This window comes from [Bacillus] selenitireducens MLS10 (genome assembly GCF_000093085.1).
Taxonomy (GTDB): domain Bacteria; phylum Bacillota; class Bacilli; order Bacillales; family Salisediminibacteriaceae; genus Salisediminibacterium; species Salisediminibacterium selenitireducens.
Window position 1 is genome coordinate 457,480 of the sequence record NC_014219.1, and the last position, 19,518, is coordinate 476,997.

Annotated in this window: 16 protein-coding genes; 14 read left to right on the forward strand and 2 right to left on the reverse strand. The window is 51.3% G+C overall.

The window, feature by feature from the left end; genetic code table 11:
• The first annotated feature begins 84 nt into the window (after positions 1-84).
• The 11 genes from BSEL_RS02300 to rnz all read left to right on the forward strand — a co-directional run bounded on the left by BSEL_RS02300 (position 85) and on the right by rnz (position 13,897).
• A complete protein-coding gene (locus BSEL_RS02300; protein WP_013171399.1) occupies positions 85-2,124 on the forward strand; it encodes an ATP-binding protein in 2,040 nt (679 codons plus the stop codon).
• On the forward strand, positions 2,121-3,482 hold the full coding sequence (locus BSEL_RS02305; protein WP_013171400.1) for a sigma-54-dependent transcriptional regulator: 1,362 nt from the start codon (positions 2,121-2,123) through the stop codon (positions 3,480-3,482). Before BSEL_RS02300 ends, BSEL_RS02305 begins: the two co-directional genes overlap by 4 nt.
• Before the next feature lie 195 nt (positions 3,483-3,677).
• Positions 3,678-4,712, forward strand: a complete 1,035-nt coding sequence (locus tag BSEL_RS02310; protein WP_013171401.1) for a TAXI family TRAP transporter solute-binding subunit — start codon at positions 3,678-3,680, stop codon at positions 4,710-4,712.
• A gap of 54 nt (positions 4,713-4,766) precedes the next feature.
• Positions 4,767-5,243, forward strand: a complete 477-nt coding sequence (locus BSEL_RS16900; RefSeq protein ID WP_013171402.1) for a DUF1850 domain-containing protein — start codon at positions 4,767-4,769, stop codon at positions 5,241-5,243.
• On the forward strand, positions 5,240-7,240 hold the full coding sequence (locus BSEL_RS02320; RefSeq protein WP_013171403.1) for a TRAP transporter permease: 2,001 nt from the start codon (positions 5,240-5,242) through the stop codon (positions 7,238-7,240). Before BSEL_RS16900 ends, BSEL_RS02320 begins: the two co-directional genes overlap by 4 nt.
• 45 nt (positions 7,241-7,285) lie before the next feature.
• On the forward strand, positions 7,286-8,203 hold the full coding sequence (locus tag BSEL_RS02325; protein WP_013171404.1) for an aldo/keto reductase: 918 nt from the start codon (positions 7,286-7,288) through the stop codon (positions 8,201-8,203).
• A gap of 147 nt (positions 8,204-8,350) precedes the next feature.
• Positions 8,351-8,500: a BH0509 family protein gene (locus BSEL_RS02330; protein ID WP_013171405.1), complete on the forward strand. Its 150-nt coding sequence runs from the start codon at positions 8,351-8,353 to the stop codon at positions 8,498-8,500.
• Positions 8,501-8,647: 147 nt separating this feature from the next.
• Positions 8,648-9,589 carry a tripartite tricarboxylate transporter substrate binding protein gene (locus BSEL_RS02335; protein WP_013171406.1) on the forward strand — a complete coding sequence of 314 codons (942 nt, stop codon included), beginning with the start codon at positions 8,648-8,650 and terminating at the stop codon, positions 9,587-9,589.
• Between the two features lie 307 nt (positions 9,590-9,896).
• The gene (locus BSEL_RS02340; protein WP_013171407.1) at positions 9,897-11,039 is read left to right on the forward strand and encodes an MBL fold metallo-hydrolase; all 1,143 of its coding nucleotides are present in this window, start codon (positions 9,897-9,899) and stop codon (positions 11,037-11,039) included.
• A gap of 107 nt (positions 11,040-11,146) precedes the next feature.
• Positions 11,147-12,817, forward strand: coding sequence for a SulP family inorganic anion transporter (locus BSEL_RS02345; RefSeq protein WP_013171408.1), 1,671 nt, complete (start codon positions 11,147-11,149; stop codon positions 12,815-12,817).
• Between the two features lie 150 nt (positions 12,818-12,967).
• Positions 12,968-13,897 (forward strand): ribonuclease Z, encoded by a 930-nt coding sequence (rnz, locus tag BSEL_RS02350; protein WP_013171409.1) that lies wholly within the window; start codon positions 12,968-12,970, stop codon positions 13,895-13,897.
• Here the strand turns inward: rnz and BSEL_RS16905 are convergent.
• Positions 13,870-15,432, reverse strand: coding sequence for a sensor domain-containing diguanylate cyclase (locus BSEL_RS16905; protein ID WP_013171410.1), 1,563 nt, complete (start codon positions 15,430-15,432; stop codon positions 13,870-13,872). The two genes, rnz and BSEL_RS16905, sit on opposite strands and share 28 nt — an antisense overlap.
• A gap of 29 nt (positions 15,433-15,461) precedes the next feature.
• Positions 15,462-16,196: a sulfite exporter TauE/SafE family protein gene (locus tag BSEL_RS02360; RefSeq protein WP_013171411.1), complete on the reverse strand. Its 735-nt coding sequence runs from the start codon at positions 16,194-16,196 to the stop codon at positions 15,462-15,464.
• Positions 16,197-16,329: 133 nt separating this feature from the next.
• Between BSEL_RS02360 and BSEL_RS02365 the strand changes: the two genes are divergently transcribed.
• From BSEL_RS02365 to BSEL_RS02375, 3 genes are all read left to right on the forward strand, one after another.
• Entirely contained in the window at positions 16,330-17,505 is a 1,176-nt protein-coding gene (locus BSEL_RS02365; protein WP_013171412.1) for a MalY/PatB family protein, read from the forward strand.
• A gap of 216 nt (positions 17,506-17,721) precedes the next feature.
• Positions 17,722-18,660 carry a carbohydrate ABC transporter permease gene (locus tag BSEL_RS02370; RefSeq protein ID WP_041582173.1) on the forward strand — a complete coding sequence of 313 codons (939 nt, stop codon included), beginning with the start codon at positions 17,722-17,724 and terminating at the stop codon, positions 18,658-18,660.
• A gap of 17 nt (positions 18,661-18,677) precedes the next feature.
• On the forward strand, positions 18,678-19,505 hold the full coding sequence (locus BSEL_RS02375) for a carbohydrate ABC transporter permease (RefSeq protein ID WP_013171414.1): 828 nt from the start codon (positions 18,678-18,680) through the stop codon (positions 19,503-19,505).
• Positions 19,506-19,518 lie beyond the last annotated feature (13 nt).

The following is a 19,518-nucleotide window of genomic DNA, read 5'->3' on the forward strand; positions in this document are numbered from 1 at the left end:
CGAAGAGCATAGAGGAAGGCGGTTTTCCTTTTTCATATCGCAGTGTACAATAAGATGAGAACGCTTACCGGAGGGGGGATGACGATGAGGGTGACAGGGTTGCTTGCCATGATGGTGCTCGTGCTGTCCGTATGGCTGACGGAACCGGCTCAGGCGGAAGTGAACCGCCACGGGGAATCCCCCGCGCTTCGGGTTGCTTTTGACCCGGAACTGATCCCCTTTCACGACCGGTCGAACGGAGAACAGGGTTTTTCCCTTGCGCTCATGGAGCAGATCGCAGAAGGGATGGAGCGTGAGGCGGACTACGTGGAGATGAGCCAGGCAAGGGCGGTGGAGGCCATCCAAAATCAGGAGGTGGATATCATCCTGACGATTCCGTTCTCCGAACAGTTTTCGACCCGGATGGAATTCACGGATTCGATTTTTTCCACATCCATCGGGATGGTGACCCGGGTCCATGACGATGAGATCAGCGTCATTACGGATCTTTCCGAGTCCCTCGTCGCGATTCAGCAACAGACCATCGAGTATGAATTTCTCCGTAATATCCGGCGTATCCAGTTCCAGGTGACGACAGATCAGCGGCGGGCCTTTGAGCTCTTTCTCGACGGGCGTGCAGACACATTCGTCGGCAATATGACAACAACGGGGGCTCTGATCGAACGCCTTGGCATGGAAGAAGACGTGAATGTGGCGGATTCGTTTTTGATGCCGGTGGATTATTCTATTGCGGTTCAGCGGGAGAACTATACCCTGTTAAATGCGGTCAATACGGAGATCCGCCGCATGCGGGCATCCGGTGCCTACGGGGAACTGTATGAACAGTATTTTCAGGAGGAGGGAGCGGACGGCTGGCTGTTAATGACGGTGCAGGCTGCGGCCGGGGTGATCGTCATCTTTACGATTGTCCTCTTTCTCGGGATCCGCTGGAACCGCCAGCTCCAATACGAAGTGTCGAAGAAGACGGGGGATCTGAATCAGCTGAACGAATCCCTCCTTGAACAGATCGAACTGAAGCGTGACAATAATGAATTCCTGAATCAGATCCTCGACAGCAGTCCAAGGGGGATCGTGACCCTCGACAGCAATGGCCGGATCACGAAGTTTAACCCGAAGGCCAATTTGCTGACAGGGCTCAGCGAGGCGCCTCTTCAGCGTGATTACCGGGATGTGTCGCTGTTGAACCGGCTGCTTGAAGGGAAAGCCGTGGAGATCCTCGCCGGCGAAGAGCGGCGTTACCTCGGGGAGTACCAGACGTGGACCCGCGATGACGGTGAGAAGTTTCAGTTCCGGTATTTCGTCTATCCGCTGTTTAACTACAGCCGGGAAGTGGCGGGTCTGATTCTGACATTTGAGGATGTGACGTCGGAGATGGAGCTTCGAAACAAGGTGTTTGAGCAGGAGAAGAACCAGGCGCTCAGCCGCGTCGTTGCAGGGATTGCCCATGAGATCCGCAACCCGCTCAGCTCGATCAAAACCTTCGTCGAACTGATCCCGCGGAAGATCAATAATCAGAAGTTTCAGGAAGAGATCGCCACATACGTCCCGAAGGAAATCGTCCGGGTCAGTGAACTGATCGAAGGCCTGATCAATTACGCAAGGCCGAGGCATCAGGAGCCGGAAGCGGTGGATGCGGGCATACTGATGCATGAGTCCTTCATTCTGTTTGAGCGGACGGGTAAGAATAAGGGGATGACCCTTGAACTCAATCAGGAAGAGGGGCTGTGGATTGAAGTCGATCCGCAACAGGTCAAGCAGGCGGTGATAAACCTCATCATCAACGGACTTGATGCGATGGAAGCGAGAAAAAACACGGAGGGCGGAGGAACGATGACGCTGACGCTTGCCGTCTTTGAACAGGACGGGTGCGTGCATCTCTCCGTCACGGACGAAGGCATTGGTATGGCGGATGACGAACTGGCCAAGGTGCTCGAGCCGTTTTACACGACGAAGGATAAGGGGTCGGGCCTCGGACTGGCCATTTCGAGTCAGCTTGTCAAAGATAACGGCGGTGAGCTATTGATCGTCAGTGAGAAAGGAACGGGGACGACGATGACGCTTGTCTTCCCGAAGAAACCGGACCAGACGGATCCGCAGGCGCGTAAAGGGGGCAGGAGATCATGACGAAAATTATCATTATTGACGATGAAGAAGGGATCTGTTCATCGCTCGTATTTGCACTTGAGGATGACTATGACACCGAAGCCTTCACGAACCCCGCAGAGGGACTGAAGTCGGTCATTGCCGATCAGCCGGCTGTCGTGCTTCTTGATTTGAAGATCGGCAGTGTGAACGGGATCGATGTCCTCAAAGAAATCCGAAAACAGGCGCCGGGTACGGAAGTGATTATGATTACGGCTTACGGCACGATCTCGTCTTCCGTGGAAGCACTTCAGAACGGGGCATACAGCTATGTGACGAAGCCACTCAATATGGATGAGCTCTTTGCGAATATCAGCCGGGTTATGGAATACAAGGCTCTGAACCGGCAGGTCCAGGCGCTGTCTGATCAGCTCGAGCGGAAATACCGCTACGAAGAGATGGTCGGCAAGAGTGATGCGATGCAGAAACTGTACCGCCTGATTGACAAGGTGAAGGAAGTGGATACGAACGTGCTGATCACGGGCGAGAGCGGTACCGGGAAGGAGCTCGTGGCAAGGGCGATCCATTACGCCGGGAAGCGGCGAAGCGGCCCTTTGGAAGTGGTGAACTGCGCGGCTATTCCGGAAACGCTCCTTGAAAGCGAGTTGTTCGGGTATGAGAAAGGAGCCTTTACCGGTGCCACACAGCGAAAAGCGGGGAAGTTTGAACTTGCTCACGGCGGGACGCTGTTCCTTGATGAAATCGGGGATATGCCGGTTCAGCTTCAGGCGAAACTCCTCCGGGTTCTGCAAAAGCGTGAGGTGACACGTCTTGGCGGAACGGAAGCCAAGCTGTTCGATGTCCGGGTCATCGCCGCGACGAACGTGTCCCTCGAGAAAGAAACGGAAGAAGGGCATTTCAGGGAGGATCTGTATTTCCGGCTGAACGTGATTCAGCTGCAGCTTCCCCCTCTTCGGGAGCGGACGGCGGACTTGCCGATTCTTCTCAAACATTTTATCGATAAATACAACAGGGAAATGAACAAGAGTATTCAGGGGTTCTCTAAAGAAGCGGAACAGCGGATCTTCAATCATCATTTCCCCGGGAACATCCGTGAACTTGCAAATATCATTGAATCTTCGATGGTGATTACCGATGGGGAGATCATCGAGCCTGAGGATCTACCTGCATATCTGAACCGGGGTACGAAGCGTCAGGAGTCGGAGGAAGCGTCACTGAAACCGTTCGTCCGGCTCGGATATACCCTGAAGGCCCTTGAGAAGGCGTTCATTCTTGAAACCCTGGAGGCGGAAAACGGACACCGCAAGCACACGGCAACGAAACTCGGGATCAGTGAACGGAGCCTGCGGGATAAAATCAAGCAATATGAACAGGGTTGAATAAGGTCCGGTCATCTGATGAGAGGAAACCTTTGCAAAAGGGCGGCAAAATCTGCCGTCTTTTTTTGCCGGTTGTGAATGCGCTTACATAAAGAAGGTTGCCGGAACGGGATTTTCGGATGATTCAGAAAGTTGGCACGGATCTTGCATAACAGTAAGAAGATGAACACAACTTTTTTCAAGGGGGTTTTATGAATGAAGAAAGCAATGTTGAGTGCGATGGGGTTACTGTTGATTGGAACGGCAGCGGCTTGCGGCAATGATAACGAGGCGGCGGATGCCGGCAACAACGATGGCGGAGCGGACAATAACGGTAACACTGAGGCCAACGCCGGCGGAGCGGATATGGACGATCTGTTCATTACCGTGGCAACAGGCGGAACAAGCGGGGTGTACTATCCGATCGGCGGGGCGATTTCGAACATTCTCGATCAGGACCTCGGGGTGGATACCTCCGTTCAGTCCACAGGGGCTTCTGTTGAGAACGTCAACCTGATTGACTCCAATCGTGCCGAACTGGCCATTACAATGGCGGACGCCGTGGCTCAGGCGTATGAAGGCAGCGGTGCTTTCGATGGCGAAGAGCCGATTGAATCACTGAGAGGGCTCACTGCACTGTACCCGAACTTTGTCCAGGTCGTCACGACAGCCGACACGGGCATTGAATCGATCTATGACCTTGAAGGACGGGACGTCGGGGTCGGGGCACCAGGCTCCGGGGTGGAACTGAATGCCCGGATGATTCTCGATGCGCACGGTATGGACTATGATGATATCAATGAAGACTTCCTGTCCTACAGTGAAGCGATTGATCAGATCAAAAACGGCATGGTCGATGCGGCATTTGTGACGAGCGGGGTACCGAATGCAACGATTATCGACTTGTCCACCACGCATGATGCCGTCGTACTTCCGATTGAAGGCGAACCGATGGATAATCTGATGGACGAGTACGCGTTCTTCTCCACCGGTGTCATTCCCGGCGGTACGTACGATCAGGAAGAAGACGTGAATACGGCAACGATTACGAACGTACTTCTCGTGAACAGTGAACTGAGTGACGATGTGGTGTATGAGATTACCCGGTCGCTCTTTGAGCATATCGATGACCTGCACGCATCGCACAACGCGGCCACGGATATTTCTCTCGACAGCGTGATGGAAGGGATGCCGGTGCCTCTGCATCCGGGAGCGGAGCGTTACTTTGAAGAACAGGGTGTGCTGGACTAACCGTAAAGGAGGGCTGGTTGCGGGGGACCTATTGGTCCGTCGCAACCGCTTATCATGAAACGACTTATGGGTCTGCTGATTATCATGGTGATGGGAACGGGGCTTTACTATACGTCCGCAAATGAGACCGGTGAAGTGATGGTTGTTCTTGAAAGCGAGCGGGAAGGACAGGTCTTTTTTGAAAGGCCGGTATCCGCCGGGGATATCTATGAACTGAGCTGGATTCATTCTGTGGAGAAGACACCCTGGGCCGAGCGGTACGCTGTAACCGACGGGGATGCATTCCTCCTCGAACGGACTGAATTTGCCTCCTACGGCGCAGGTGTTCCTCATGAAGCGAATGAGGTACGAACGGAAAACGGCATGATCATTTACGATGGCATCAATACGTTGCATGATGATTTGCGTTGGATCCATTCGCATCAGGCGGAGCATGCCCTCTACATCAATGGTGAACAGGCATTCCCCCCGTCAGCCATCCCGCATCAGACAGCAGTCAGACTCTATATTGAATGGAGGTCATCCGAATGAGCAAGGAAGCGGTCCCGAACGAACAAACGAAGGAAGTCCTTGAGAAATATGACAATGAATCGAGAGTCAGAAGCTACCGGAAGTATTATGTGGGTCTCATCGTATCCATCATCGCCATCAGTCTGTCGGTGTATCATTTGTACACGTCTTACTTTGGTACACCGGTTACCTTGCAGCACCGGTCGATCCACGTGGCAGTGGTCCTTGCCCTGATCTTTTTGATTTATCCGGCTTACAAGAAGCTCGACCGCAGGAAGCTGCACTGGTATGACGTGATCCTCGCCATGATGGCGATCTCGACAACGGTCTACATCTATATTGATTACGACGGCATCGTTCGCAGGGGCGGTATGCCGAACGAATGGGATCTCGTCTTTGGGCTGATCCTCGTTGCCCTCGTCCTTGAAGGCGCGAGACGCGTCACCGGTTGGGCGTTGCCTCTTCTTGCCACGCTGTTTATCGCCTATGGCCTGTACGGCAATCACCTGTCCGGTCTGTTCCGGCATCGTGGCTATGAGTGGAGTGATATCGTCAACTTCATGTATGTGACAACGGAAGGGGTTTACGGAACGGCCATTTCAGTATCGGCAACGTACATCTTCCTCTTTATTCTCTTTGGCGCGTTCTTACAGAAGTCGGGGATGGGTCAGTTCTTTAACGATCTCGCCCTGGCGATTGCCGGACAGACGAAGGGCGGACCGGCGAAAGTGTCCGTCATTGCCAGCGGGTTTCTCGGCAGTATTAACGGCGCGGCCGTGGCGAACGTCGTGACAACGGGGTCGTTTACGATTCCTTTAATGAAGAAGATTGGGTATAAGAAGGATTTCGCTGGCGCCGTCGAGGCATCTGCGAGTGTCGGGGGGCAGATTTTGCCGCCGATCATGGGGGCGGCTGCTTTCATCATGGCCGAGATTCTCGGGATTGCATACCGGGATATCGCCCTTGCGGCACTATTGCCGGCACTGCTCTTCTATCTTGGGGTCATCATACAGATTCACCTCCGTGCGACAAAAGAAGGCCTGCAGGGGATTTCCAAAGAGAACTTGCCGCTTGTGAAGAACGTGATGATGGAACGCGGCCATCTGTTGATCCCGCTCTTGTTCCTGATGTATATGCTCTTCCTTAGCGGACGGACGATTATTTTCTCAGCGTTTCTCACGATTCTCGTGACTGTAGCTGTATCGATGATTCGAAAGACGACAAGGATGTCGGTGAAAGACATCATCGGGGCACTGGATAACGGTGCGAGAACGGCGCTTGCCGTGGCGATTGCCTGTGCGAGTGTCGGCATCATCGTCGGGATTGCCACATTGACAGGCTTCGGGCTGAAGCTTGCCAACGGGATTGTCATCCTTGGCGGTGAATCCCTGTTCCTGACGCTCATGTTCACCATGGTGGCGTCGATCGTCCTCGGCATGGGTCTTCCGAGTATCCCGACGTATATCATCACGGCGACTATGGCGGCACCTGCCCTTGTGCAACTCGGCATTGAACCGCTCGTGGCCCACCTGTTTGTTTTCTACTTCGGGATCTTTGCGAACATCACGCCGCCGGTGGCTCTGGCTGCTTTCGCTGCAGCGGGGATATCCGGGGGACGGCAGATGAGGACCGGGGGCATCTCGATGAAGCTCGCCCTGGCCGGATTTATCGTCCCGTATATCTTTGTCTATAACAGCAATCTTCTGCTTATCAATACAACGATTATGCAAGGGATCGTCGTTGTCATCACTTCCGTGATCGGGGTGACGATGCTGAGTTTCGCAGCAGAAGGCTATTTCTTCACGAAAATGAACTGGCTGTTCCGGGCTGTCCTCTTTGGCGGTGCGCTCCTGTTCATGAATCCGAACGGTTATCAGGATCTCATCGCCATTTTGATCCTTGTTGCCGTCGGTATTTTGCAATATATGAAAGCGAAGAAAGAAGGCGGGATCAACCTGCCTCTTGAAGGCTACCGGGACCGCTACGACCAGGAGGAACCGGCGATTGTTACCACGTAAGTGTGGTAAACTGGGGAGACAGTCTATATGGAGGTGTCACCAGTTATGAAACAAATCCAGCTAGGAACGAGCCCGCTGTTTTCCGGGAGACTGTCTCTCGGGTGCATGCGGATGGCGGATAAAACCGTTAAGGAAGCGGCGGGCGTCATTGAAGCAGCTTCGGAATCCGGGATCAACCTGTTTGATCACGCGGATATTTACGGCAAGGGGACGTCGGAAGAAATCTTCCGGGACGCCCTGAAAGAGACGTCACTCAAACGGGAAGAGATCCTGCTTCAGTCGAAGTGCGGCATTCGTGACGGGTATTTTGATTTCTCGAAAGATCATATTCTGAGCTCGGTGGACGGGATTTTAAAGCGTCTTGGAACCGATTACCTTGATACCCTTCTTCTTCACAGGCCGGACACGCTGATGGAACCGGAAGAAGTGGCAGAGGCCTTTGATACGCTTGCCGAGAGCGGGAAGGTCCGGGTGTTTGGTGTGAGTAATCAAAATCAGATGCAGATCGAGCTCTTGAAACGCTACGTCAAACAGCCGCTGCAGATCAATCAGCTGCAGCTGAGCCTCGCTCACACGCCGCTCATTGACGCGGGTCTGAACGTCAATATGGGGAATGATGCTGCCGTTGTCCGTGACGGCTATCTCCTTGAGTACAGCCGCCTTCATGATATGACCGTTCAGCCGTGGTCACCGTTTCAGCACGGGATGATTGAAGGGGTGTTCATTGATCATCCTGAATTTCCTGAATTGAATGCGGCTCTTAAAGAGACGGCAGAGGCGAAAGGGGTCAGTAAGTCTGCCATTGCCATCGCCTGGCTGTTGCACCATCCGGCAAAGATGCAGCCGGTGATCGGTTCGATGAACCCGGAGCGAATCAGAGAGATTGCCAAAGCGGACGGAGTCACCCTGACGCGTCCTGAATGGTATGCGCTCTACCGGGCGGCCGGGAATGACCTTCCTTAAGGAACCGGGGCGGTGCAAAGAGTTTTAATAGGAAAGAACAAAAAACCCGAAAAACTTTTTTCGGGTTTTTTGTTGACAGCAGAAACACTCTGTTATACAATACAGTTACAAATTAAATCTGTACTATAACAAAAGGAGATGATTTCAATGAAAAGACGGGAACGAGAGAACATGATTCACTTTCTGATGCAGGTGCGCAACACATCACAGGAAAGACTGATGGTGATGACGGATGAGGATATTGAGTATCTGTACTCAAGGGAGTATGATGAGCAGGAAGCGTATGAGTATCTCTGATCTGTTTTAACACAGCACGGTGAACTTCGGGAAATCATCTCCTGACTTCCAGAAAAAGATGTACATGAACCTCCGGACGGCAATGGCCGTAACCGGAGGTTTTTTGTGGTAGAATAGAACCAGATGGATACGTGAGGGGGAATCGTGATGAGAGGGATGCTCGCAGTTCTGGTTTTGCTGATGATGTCGTCTTGCGCAAATGATGATGAAGTCGTCAGAGATTCTTTTCCCGAGGAAGCCGTGACGATCATTGTACCCTACAGTCCGGGAGGATCTTCTGATCAAATGGCGCGGCTGACTGCCGAAGGGCTCAGTGATTATTGGGGCATCGAGGTTATCGTGGACAATCACGATGGCCGTCAGTCCGGAAGCGGGCTTTTGGCTATTGCCGAAGCGGATGCGGACGGGTATACACTCGGCATGTTCGGGAACCCTGATGAACTCGTTCACGCGAGACTTTATGACACGGAACTTGCCATGACGGACTATGATTATCTGATGGGTTTTGATCAGATGCCTCATGCCCTGCTTGCAGGTCCGGGTTTTGAAGGCGAAGACTTTGAAGACTGGATCGACATTGCGAACAGACAGCCGGGCCGTTTAACAGTCGGGCATTCCGGCTCTCTTGGCGAACTTATGATTTTTTTACTGGAGAATGAAACCGGGGTTGATGTAACCCCTGTCCGCTACGATGGCGGCGGTGAACTGATCCAGGCATTAAGCGAGGATCAGATTGATACGGCATTATCGTCCTGTGAGGCGGCCGATGATGTGGCCCGCTCGGGTGGACGGAAGCTCGGCTGTACAGGCAGTCCGGATGGGGATGGGACGACATTTTCTGAACAGGGCTATGAAATACTCCTCAATGTCATGCGTGTCCTCGTTGCCCCTCAGGGGATCCCCGCTGACCACAGGGATGAAATCATCAGTGCCCTTGAAACGGTCTTTGAGACAGAAGCCTGGCAAGAGGCTGTTGCAGATGCAGAGATTGCTTTTGTACAGACAGGCCCTGACGATCTGATGGAGCTTGTGAGAGAGATGGATGAAAAAATTGAACGTCGGATTGAAGAAGCTGAACTCAGTCGCTGAGTGACTGCGTTCAGCTGAAGAAAGATTCGGTGACAGTGAATCAAAGCCGGGGGCATCGTCCTTCGGCTTTGATGTGCGTTTGTGGTCGCAGTATCCCAGTGAGAGCCCGAAAAATACGCGCCCACAAGGTTATAGAAAGCAGAGTGATAAAACTTTGGCCAAAAGTATTGACAATTTGGTGAAAGTTTATTACTATACCCATAGGGGTAAAGTTACTAATGAAGATGACAAAAGAGAACCCCCATCTTTTTTTACTCAAAATAATACCTACACAGGTATAATTTAAAATCCAAGGAGGATGTTGAAGATGAGCTTAAAAGTAATGACTGCAAACGAATTGGGACAGAAGATTATTGCACGTGAGGATCTGTTTATCCTGGACGTGAGAAATGAAGATGCCTATCAGGACTGGAAAATCGAAGGTGACAGCATTACCTCAATCAACAAGCCGTATTTTGATCTGATTGATGGTGTGGATGAGATCCTCGGAGAACTTCCAAAAGATAAAGAGATTTTGGTTGCCTGTGCGAAAGAAGGTTCTTCACAGTTCGTCGCAGAGCAGATCGTGGAAGCGACAGGGCAGGATGTATACTATCTTGAAGGCGGAATGAAGAATTATTCAGAGGACCTTCAGCCGGTGAAGCTCGGTGACCTCAGTAACGGCGGAGAGCTGTATCAGTTCGTACGTCTCGGTAAAGGGTGCCTCTCTTATATCGCAGTGGCCAAGAACGGGGATGCAGCGATCGTGGATACGACGAGAATGGTTGATCAGTACCAGGCCTTCCTCGATGATAAAAAAGCAACGCTCAAGCATGCCATCGATACTCACCTTCATGCAGACCACATTTCCGGAGCAAGAACGATGCGCGAGCGAACAGGCGCAAAATACTGGCTTCCTTCGAAAGATGCGGATGAAGTCCAGTTCAACTATGAAGCGTTTGAAGACGGTCAGGAATTGACGATTGGCGCGGCGGGCGAAGAGATTCAGCTGAAGGCTGTTTATTCACCAGGCCACACCATCGGCAGTACTTCGGTCATCATTGACGATCAGTATCTCGTGACAGGGGACATTCTCTTCGTTGAATCCATCGGCCGTCCGGACCTTGCAGGGAAAGCGGAAGACTGGGTTGGCGATCTGAGAAACTCGCTTTACGTGACGTTTAAGAACCTTGATCAGAACCTGAAAGTGCTCCCGGCTCACTTCGCCAAGTTTGCGGAAGTCGATGAGCATGGCCGTGTCTTTGAAACACTTGAAGAGCTGTTCAAGACAAACGAAGGGCTCCAGTTTGAGGATGAGGCGGAATTCCGAAGCTATGTAACAGGAAATCTCCCGCCACAGCCAAACTCCTACCAGGAAATCCGTCAGACCAACATGGGGAAAATCGATCCGGAACCGGAAGAAAAAACGGAAATGGAAATCGGCCCTAACCGCTGCGCTGTAACGGAATAACAAACCAATTATACGGGACAAAGGCCTGGTCTTTCATTCGAAAGGCCGGGCTTCCCTTTCGTAATCAGATGAAGGTATGAGAAAAGAACGGAAAGCGGGTGCCGACGATGCAACAGTGGTTTCCTTTATGGCAGCAGTTACAACACTATGATCTGAAATCAGATCTCAAGGGGGATCTGAATGCGGCGCTCATTGTCGCGATTATGCTCATTCCGCAGGGGATGGCCTATGCGATGCTTGCCGGGCTTCCGCCGGTGATGGGGCTCTATGCGTCAACTGTCCCGCTGTTTATTTACGCACTTATGGGCACGTCGAGGCAGCTCGCCGTCGGACCGGTTGCCATGGTGTCGCTGTTAATTTTTACGGGCGTATCCGGGCTTGCAGAACCCGGGAGTGCGGAGTACATCAGCTATGTCATCCTCCTGGCCCTGATGACCGGCGTGATTCAGCTGCTCCTCGGTGTATTGAAGCTTGGGGTGATTACGAAATTCATCTCCCACGCCGTCATCAGCGGCTTCACCTCTGCGGCGGCGATTGTCATCGGCTTCAGTCAACTGAATCATCTGCTCGGCATGGATCTTGGCGATTCGAAGAATGTCTTTGTGATTGCCGGAACGGTCGTCGCCCGGTTCACGGAGATTGATCCTTTGACACTCTCCCTTGGCGTCGGCGGTATGCTGATTCTGATTGTGGCAAAGAAGAAGATCCCGAAGATTCCGGCACCGCTTTTTGTGGTCGTTTTGGCGATTGGACTCGTGCAGGTGTTTAACCTGCATGATCAGGGTGTGCGGATCGTCGGTGATATCCCGGGGGGGCTGCCGGGGATCACGGTGCCTGACGTGTCCGTTGATACGATGCTGATCCTCATTCCGACGGCACTGACGATCGCGATTATCGGGTTTGTTGAATCCTATGCGATGGCGAAAGTCATCTCCACAAAGGAGAAATATCCGATCAGTGCCGACGCGGAGCTCCGGGCACTGGGGGCCGCCAATGTCGGCGCCGGTTTTTTCTCCGGCTTTCCGGTTACCGGCGGTTTCTCCAGATCCGCCGTCAACTATGAATCCGGTGCAAGAACGGGCATGGCGTCTGTGTTCACGGGGCTGTTCATCGTATTGACGCTGCTCTTTTTCACCTCCTGGTTCTACTATTTGCCGCGTGCGATTCTTGCTGCGATTATCCTTGTTGCGGTATACGGGCTGATTGACTTCAAAGAAGCGAAGCATCTCTTCCAGGTGAAGAAAGTGGACGGTATCACCCTCATTGTCACGTTTATGGCGACGCTTGTGATCGGGATTGAAATGGGCATTCTGATCGGGATTCTCTTCTCTCTCGGGGTCTTTATTTACAGAAGCGCCAAGCCGCATATGGCAGAGCTCGGCTATGTGAAGGGCATGGATGATTATTTGAATATTGAGCGGTTTCCGGAAGCGGAGACGTTTGACGATGTCCTGATGATCCGGATTGATGCCCCGATTTATTTTGCGAATATGGCGTATATTGAAGAACATCTCAGAGAACGCATGATTGAGCATTCGCATTTAAAGCATGTCGTGATCGATTTTTCCGGGGTGAATGATATGGATGCGGTGGCCCTTGATGAGTTTGATGAATGGCTCGATTATCACCGCTCTGAAGGAGTTCATTTCTACTTCGTGCTCGTCCGGGGGCCGGTTCGGGATCTCTTTGCCCGCTACGGCTGGACCGATGCGCACCATGATGAATTCTGTTATCATTCGGTGCAGGAAGCACTGACGGATCTGAAGAAAATCGGATAAGCTGTACTCAGGGAGCACGCACCTCATCCAGGTGGCGTGCTCCATTCATGTGGAGAGGGCAAGCAGGTTCGTATATACTGAGGGAAAGGCCTGGTTGGGAACGCGCAACTGCGCCGGATTTAAGAACTGATCAAAGAACGGAGTGAGGAAATGGAGCTGCATATGCTCGGCACCGGTGCCGGTGTTCCGACGAAGGAGAGAAATGTCACTGCGATGGTGATGAAAGGTGTGGACGGCAAAAAAGCATGCTGGATGATTGACTGCGGTGAGGGGACCCAGCATCAGATCCTGCACGCTCCGATCAAGGCGGGGGCGATCACGAAGGTGTTCATCACTCATCTGCACGGGGATCATCTATACGGACTTCCGGGCTTCCTCGGGAGCCGGTCGTTTCAGGGGGCGGATCAGCCTCTCACGGTATATGGTCCCTCAGGTCTCAGGCCTTATATTGAACAGAGCCTCGCCGTCAGCGGGACCCATTTGACGTATCCGCTGACGGTGCATGAAGTGGAGGAAGGAGAGATTGTGGACGACGGCAACTGGCGCATCAGCTGCCTCGCCCTCGACCACCGCATGCCTTCTTTTGGCTACCGGTTTGACGAAAAGGAGCAGCCGGGACGCTTGGATCGGGAGCGTCTGTTAAAGGACGATATCCCTTCCGGTCCATGGCTTGGTGACCTGAAGGAACAAAAAACTGTCACGCTCCCTGACGGTCGGGTGGTCGATGGCAGAGACTATGTCACGGAACCGGTGAAAGGACGCCGCATCGTTATCTTAGGTGACACCCGCCCCATGCCGGCAGTTGCCGATTTTGCAAAAGAGGCGGATCTGCTTGTTCATGAGGCGACGTTTATGGCGGGTGAGAGGGAGACCGCCGACCGCTTCGCCCATTCGACGACCCTTGATGCTGCGGAGATTGCCCGGCAGGCGGATGTGAGCCGCCTCCTTCTCACCCATATCAGTGCCCGCTATAAGGCAGCGGATATGGCCGGATATACGGAAGAAGCCCGCTCGCGGTTTCCGAATACAAAAACAGCGGCGGACTTCGGTGTTTATTCATTGGAGCGTGGGGACCGGTAGAGGACAACCCGGTTACGGCCTTTGTTCTTCGCTTCATAGAGCGCTTCATCGGCAGAAGCAATGAGTTGTTCAAGGGAATCCCGGTCCGGTCGTGCTCCAGTGATCCCGATACTGATTGTAATCGTCCCGACCTGTGTAAAGGCTTTTCCAGCAATGGTTGCCCGAATGGCATCGAGGCGGATTTCCGCTTCTTTTTCTCGGGTTTCCGGCATCATGATGACGAACTCTTCACCGCCCCAGCGGGCGAAAAGGTCTGATTCATCGAGCGCTTCACGTATCGACGTGGCGATTTCCTGCAGGGCCTGATCGCCGGTTTTATGGCCGTATGTGTCATTGATTTTTTTGAAGTGATCGATGTCAAGAAGGGCAACGGACAAAGGTGTCTTGTTCTTGACTGACAGCCTGATGAGACGATTTGCATGATTGATAAAGGCATTGCGGTTCATTTGCCCGGTCAGTTGATCGGTGTGGGCAAGGTGTCTGATTTTTCTTCGTTCATAATAGAGGGTCGTAAAAAACACCGTCAGAATGCCGAAAAACCCGTTGACGTAGATGAATTCACGGTTGCGTTGTGCCGTGAGAGCCTGAAGGCCCTCATCGTGCATGGCGGTGATAAAATACCCGACTGAGGTTTCCTCGAAGTTCGTAATCGGAACAAACTGGACCAGGTAATCGTCCCCGTCCACATCGATGGTGAAGTAAAAAGGCGCGTGATTCGGCAAATGATCCTCGGCCCTTGTCCGGATCTGATGCTGCACGGCATAGTTTGCATAGATATCGTGCCGGTCCCGGTTCGGGGAAGCGAGTATGGCGTCACGGTCAAAATAGTAATCATCGGAAATGAAAGAAGAAACGTAGTTATCCCGGTAATCGTCAAAGATGTTCCGGTCGACGACGTCATGATGCAAGATAAACAGGGTATTGTCCGTTGGATAAATATCGTTGAGAATTTGAATCGCGGCCTGCAAGGAAAGAGAAACCTCCCCTGAGCCGATTAGCTCCCCATCCGCGAGGAGCGGGAAGACATAGCGGTAGCCATTGAATATCTTGCCCTCTTCAAAGCCTGAGACGCTGTTTCTCGTTCGATGGGTCTCGGCAATCGTCTCTCTCACGTCATAGAGCGGATCCCCGTATTCATCCGGGGCGTGCATGCGAAGAAAGCTCGACCCATCCGGGAGGTGAAGGTGAAGCTGCCTGAAATTATACTGTCGGATTTGCAGGTATGGATTGAGAAGCAGGGTGTAGGCATCGCTTCTAAGCCTGTCGAGACGGGCATCGTCGGCGTTCTCCGCTTCACGCATAATGTCGAGGATCTCCGGCTGATTGATCAGACTGTGGTAAATGTAGGTTGCGAATTCCTGATAGGTGCCGGTAATGCTTTCAAGCTCTGATTGGAAAATGGCCATCTGTGCTTGGACGTCACGCTGCCGTTCCTTTTGGAAATTATCCGATACAAACCAGTTGGCGTACGCCCATGTGAGTGCGACAAACGCGAGTACTGTGATCAGTCCTTTATTCTTTGAGAGCAGCCTCACGGGCATTCACCTCCTGCGATTTTGTCAGATTATACGAGCAGCATCACCGCGCCGATAAACGACAGGATGAGCACAATACGGTTAAAGAGCGCCTGCGGAATCCATGGCAAAAGCCTGATGCCAAGCCACGTGCCGGCGAGGATCATCGGAATCATCAGTGCGTTGATGGTCAGGGTATGTAAGGTGATCAGGCCGAGATACATAAAGAGAGGAACCTTAATGAGGTTCACCGTGAGGAAGAACCAGGCTCCGGTTCCGACAAACTGGAGCTTCGAGAGACCGTAGCTTAAGAAGAAGAGTGTCATGACAGGCCCTGCGGCATTGCCGATCATTGTCGTAAAGCCGCCGAGCGTCCCCATCCCGATGACGAACCAGAGCGGTTTCGTCCCTTGTGTATTTCTTTGAAGACCTTTAAAGCTCTGAAGCAGGATCATGCCGATGACGATGAGGCCGATGCCGATCTCGATGGGTCTGCTTTCCGTAACGGTAAACAAAAGAATGAAACCGAGGATCAGTCCGCCGGATACCCAGGGGATGAGCCGGGTCAGGATCGGCCAGTCGACGGACCTCCTGTAGTAAGTCACAGCAACGATGTCCCCGACGATCAGTATCGGCAAAACGATCCCGATGGATTCCCGTGCCGGGAATACCGTTGCCATCAGTGTAACGACAAGGATACCGAGTGCGGGAATGCCTGTCTTGGCAAGCCCGATCATCACCCCTGTAGCGACAATGACGAGCCATTGAATGAGTTCCAAATCCATGATGAGGGGTCCTTTCTCAAACGTTTTCATTCAGTGTACCATGAATGATGCTGTGAGGTTCAGATTCTTTGCGGAGCCGCGTCTCAGCCGATATACTGAAACGGTGAGAACCAACAGACGGAGGAGTGATGGCATGCGTTTTGATGAGCAGATCGCCCGGGACCGTACATATTCGGTGAAGTGGGACCGGACAGAAGCGGTGTTTCAGACGAAGGAAGAGATCTTGCCGATGTGGGTGGCGGATATGGATTTCAAGCCGCCCGAGGGTGTACTCGGCGTCATGAATGAACGGCTTCAGCATGGGATTTTTGGCTATACCTTTGTGGATGACGAAGTGACGGACACCGTCCGCAACTGGATGAAAACCAGGCACGGATGGGATGTGGACAGGGCCTGGATCAGCTATTCGACGGGTGTTGTGCCGTCGCTTGCAAAGACGGTACAGGCCTTCACGGAACCGGGGGAGCGGGTATTGATTCAGTCGCCCGTTTATCCGCCGTTTTTCTCCATGGTGACAGAGAACGGGCGGGAAGTGGAGAACTGTCAGCTCGTGGAGACCGATGGGGAATACCGCATCGATTTCACCGCCTTTGAAGAGGCGGCGGCAAAACCGGATGTGAAGCTGTTCTTTCTCTGTTCACCCCATAACCCTGTTGGCCGTGTGTGGACGAAAGAAGAACTGACGGCGCTTGCGGATATTTGCCTCGCCCACGGCGTTGTGATTGTGGCTGATGAGATTCATTCGGATCTGATCATGGCCGGACAGACCCATGTGCCGATTGCTTCTCTTTCAGAGGATATCAGTCATCAGACCGTGACGCTCTCTGCGCCGAGTAAGACGTTTAATCTCGCAGGGCTGCAGGCCTCGTTTGTCATTGCCGAGAATGAGGAATACAGAAAAAAGCTCGCCGGGGTGGACCGCAGTCAGGGGAACTTCACCCTGAATACCTTCGGGATTCTTGCCATGAAAACGGCTTATGAAACGGGAGGCGAGTGGCTCAGTGAGCTGAATGCCTATATCGAAGAGAACGCCAGGACCGTGCAAACGTTTCTTGAAAAAGAAGTGCCTGAGATCCGGATGGTCACGCCGGAAGCGACGTATCTCCTTTGGCTTGACTGCAGGGAGGTCGGTCTCGATGACAAGGCCCTCGAGAAGCTGTTCGTTGAGGACGGCAAGATCGGGTTCAACTGGGGGCATACATTTGGTGCCGGTGGCGAAGGGTTTGTCCGCATGAATGTGGCTTGCCCGCGAAAGACCGTGGAAGAAGGGCTCGAACGAATGAAAGCAGCAATCAAAAAACACGGATAAAAGAAAATAAGTAATGAGAACCTTGTCCTGACTTAATGGGCAAGGTTTTTTGCATTGAAATTGTTTTATAGTGAAGTCAAAAAAGTGCACGATTCAGTCATTATAGTCAGCTTTTTGAATCCGATTCCTTTTTATACTTGATATACAGATGAAAACGAAGAGGTGATCATTATGGGATTAAAGGAGAACGCGGCGGTGAAATTTCAGGATGAGGAAATGGAACAAAATTTTCAACAGGAAGCTCCACCTCCAAAGAAAGCATCCAGGAGCAGGATGAAACGTCATGAAGCGATGATGGGCTGGCTTTTCTTGTTGCCAGAGATGATTGGACTCGCTTTTTTGTATGTCTTCCCACTTGGATTTTCGCTCTTTTTAAGCTTCAGCGAATGGAATCTGATTGGCGGTTTTTCAGAAATCAGGTTTATAGGTTTAGATAATTTCGTTCAGATGTTCCAAGATCCAAGAGTATGGGGAGCGTTGAGGAATAATATCTTCTATACGTTTATGGTTGTACCAATCTCGATGATGATTGCCCTGCTGTTGGCTGTGTTGATTCATAATAAAGTATATTTACGGGACTATTTTAAAGTGGCGTTTTTCATTCCTTATATCTCTTCAATTATTGCTGTTGGTGCGGTTTGGCGAGCGCTTTATCACCCCACTCAGGGACCGATTAATCAATTTCTGATGAGTATCGGGATTGAAAATCCCCCGGGCTGGTTAGCTGATACAAGCACATCGCTGATCGCGATCATCATCATTACGATTTGGACATTAATTGGTTATGTGGTCATTATCTACATTGCGGGGCTATCGAATATTCCGGATTCTCTTTATGAAGCGGCTGATGTGGATGGGGCGAAGCCCTATCAGAAATTCATTCATATTACGATGCCTCTGTTGGGTCCAACTCACATGTTTCTGGCGATTACGCTGCTGATCGGCTCTTTCAAGGTTTTTGATTTAATTGCCTTTTTGACCCAGGGTGGACCGATCAATTCTTCACAGGTTCTTGTTTATCTGATTTATGAGGAAGGATTCCAGAGGTTTAACATGGGGTATGCTTCAGCGATTTCTTGGTTATTATTTGCTGTTGTTGGTATATTGACGTTTTTGACCTGGCAAGTTCAAAATGCAAAGCAGTTTAAATCTTAAATCGGGAGGTGAGCGTTATGAAACTCAATAAAATGAAATTGATCAATACAATTGTACTCGGAGTTTTATCTGTCTTTTTTCTCGCACCATTGATTTGGATGCTCTCTGCATCGTTCAAGTTTGAATCAGATGTATTAGTATTTCCCATTGAATGGATTCCGAGAAATATTAATGTAGTCAATAACTTTAAAGCGGTGTGGATGGAGAACATTCCGTTCTATCTTTTCTATTGGAACTCGATTAAACTGGCTTCAATCATGACACTTGGGACACTTCTTATCTCATCGATGGCCGCGTTCAGTTTGACGAAGTTACATTTTAAAGGACAAAACATTATTTTCTTTGCCATGATTACCCTGATGATTATTCCGGAGCAGTCAACGCTGGTGCCGCGTTTTATAATGATCCGGTGGATGGGGCTGTATAACACACATGAAGCATTGATTATCATGGGGATTTTTTCTATCTACTTCACCTTCCTGATGAGGCAGTATATGCTGTCGATCGAAAATGATTATATCGAGGCTGCAAAAATTGATGGGGCGAATTATTTCACGATTTACTGGCGGATTATTTTGCCTTTGGCCAGGCCGATTCTTGCAACTGTAGGAATCATTAAGTTCATCTGGGTGTGGAATGATTATCAGAATCCGCTTATTTTTCTATTTAGTAAAGAATTATATCCTATTACCATGGGCATGCAGCTTTTTCAGGACGACTTTTCAAATAACTATGCCATCCTGATGATGGCATCTGTATCTGCGATTATTCCTCTGGTTATCGTGTTTATCATCCTTCAAAAACATGTAATTGCAGGTATTTCTCTCGGAGGAGTAAAAGGCTAAGGTCAAGACTGTG

Bases quoted from the DNA above. Each gene is read 5' to 3' on its own strand.
- BSEL_RS02300 (WP_013171399.1), top strand. From the start codon at position 85: ATGAGGGTGACAGGGTTGCTTGCCATGATGGTGCTCGTGCTGTCCGTA.
- BSEL_RS02305 (WP_013171400.1), top strand. From the start codon at position 2,121: ATGACGAAAATTATCATTATTGACGATGAAGAAGGGATCTGTTCATCG.
- BSEL_RS02310 (WP_013171401.1), top strand. From the start codon at position 3,678: ATGAAGAAAGCAATGTTGAGTGCGATGGGGTTACTGTTGATTGGAACG.
- BSEL_RS16900 (WP_013171402.1), top strand. From the start codon at position 4,767: ATGAAACGACTTATGGGTCTGCTGATTATCATGGTGATGGGAACGGGG.
- BSEL_RS02320 (WP_013171403.1), top strand. From the start codon at position 5,240: ATGAGCAAGGAAGCGGTCCCGAACGAACAAACGAAGGAAGTCCTTGAG.
- BSEL_RS02325 (WP_013171404.1), top strand. From the start codon at position 7,286: ATGAAACAAATCCAGCTAGGAACGAGCCCGCTGTTTTCCGGGAGACTG.
- BSEL_RS02330 (WP_013171405.1), top strand. From the start codon at position 8,351: ATGAAAAGACGGGAACGAGAGAACATGATTCACTTTCTGATGCAGGTG.
- BSEL_RS02335 (WP_013171406.1), top strand. From the start codon at position 8,648: ATGAGAGGGATGCTCGCAGTTCTGGTTTTGCTGATGATGTCGTCTTGC.
- BSEL_RS02340 (WP_013171407.1), top strand. From the start codon at position 9,897: ATGAGCTTAAAAGTAATGACTGCAAACGAATTGGGACAGAAGATTATT.
- BSEL_RS02345 (WP_013171408.1), top strand. From the start codon at position 11,147: ATGCAACAGTGGTTTCCTTTATGGCAGCAGTTACAACACTATGATCTG.
- rnz (WP_013171409.1), top strand. From the start codon at position 12,968: ATGGAGCTGCATATGCTCGGCACCGGTGCCGGTGTTCCGACGAAGGAG.
- BSEL_RS02360 (WP_013171411.1), bottom strand. From the start codon at position 16,196: ATGGATTTGGAACTCATTCAATGGCTCGTCATTGTCGCTACAGGGGTG.
- BSEL_RS02365 (WP_013171412.1), top strand. From the start codon at position 16,330: ATGCGTTTTGATGAGCAGATCGCCCGGGACCGTACATATTCGGTGAAG.
- BSEL_RS02370 (WP_041582173.1), top strand. From the start codon at position 17,722: ATGGAACAAAATTTTCAACAGGAAGCTCCACCTCCAAAGAAAGCATCC.
- BSEL_RS02375 (WP_013171414.1), top strand. From the start codon at position 18,678: ATGAAACTCAATAAAATGAAATTGATCAATACAATTGTACTCGGAGTT.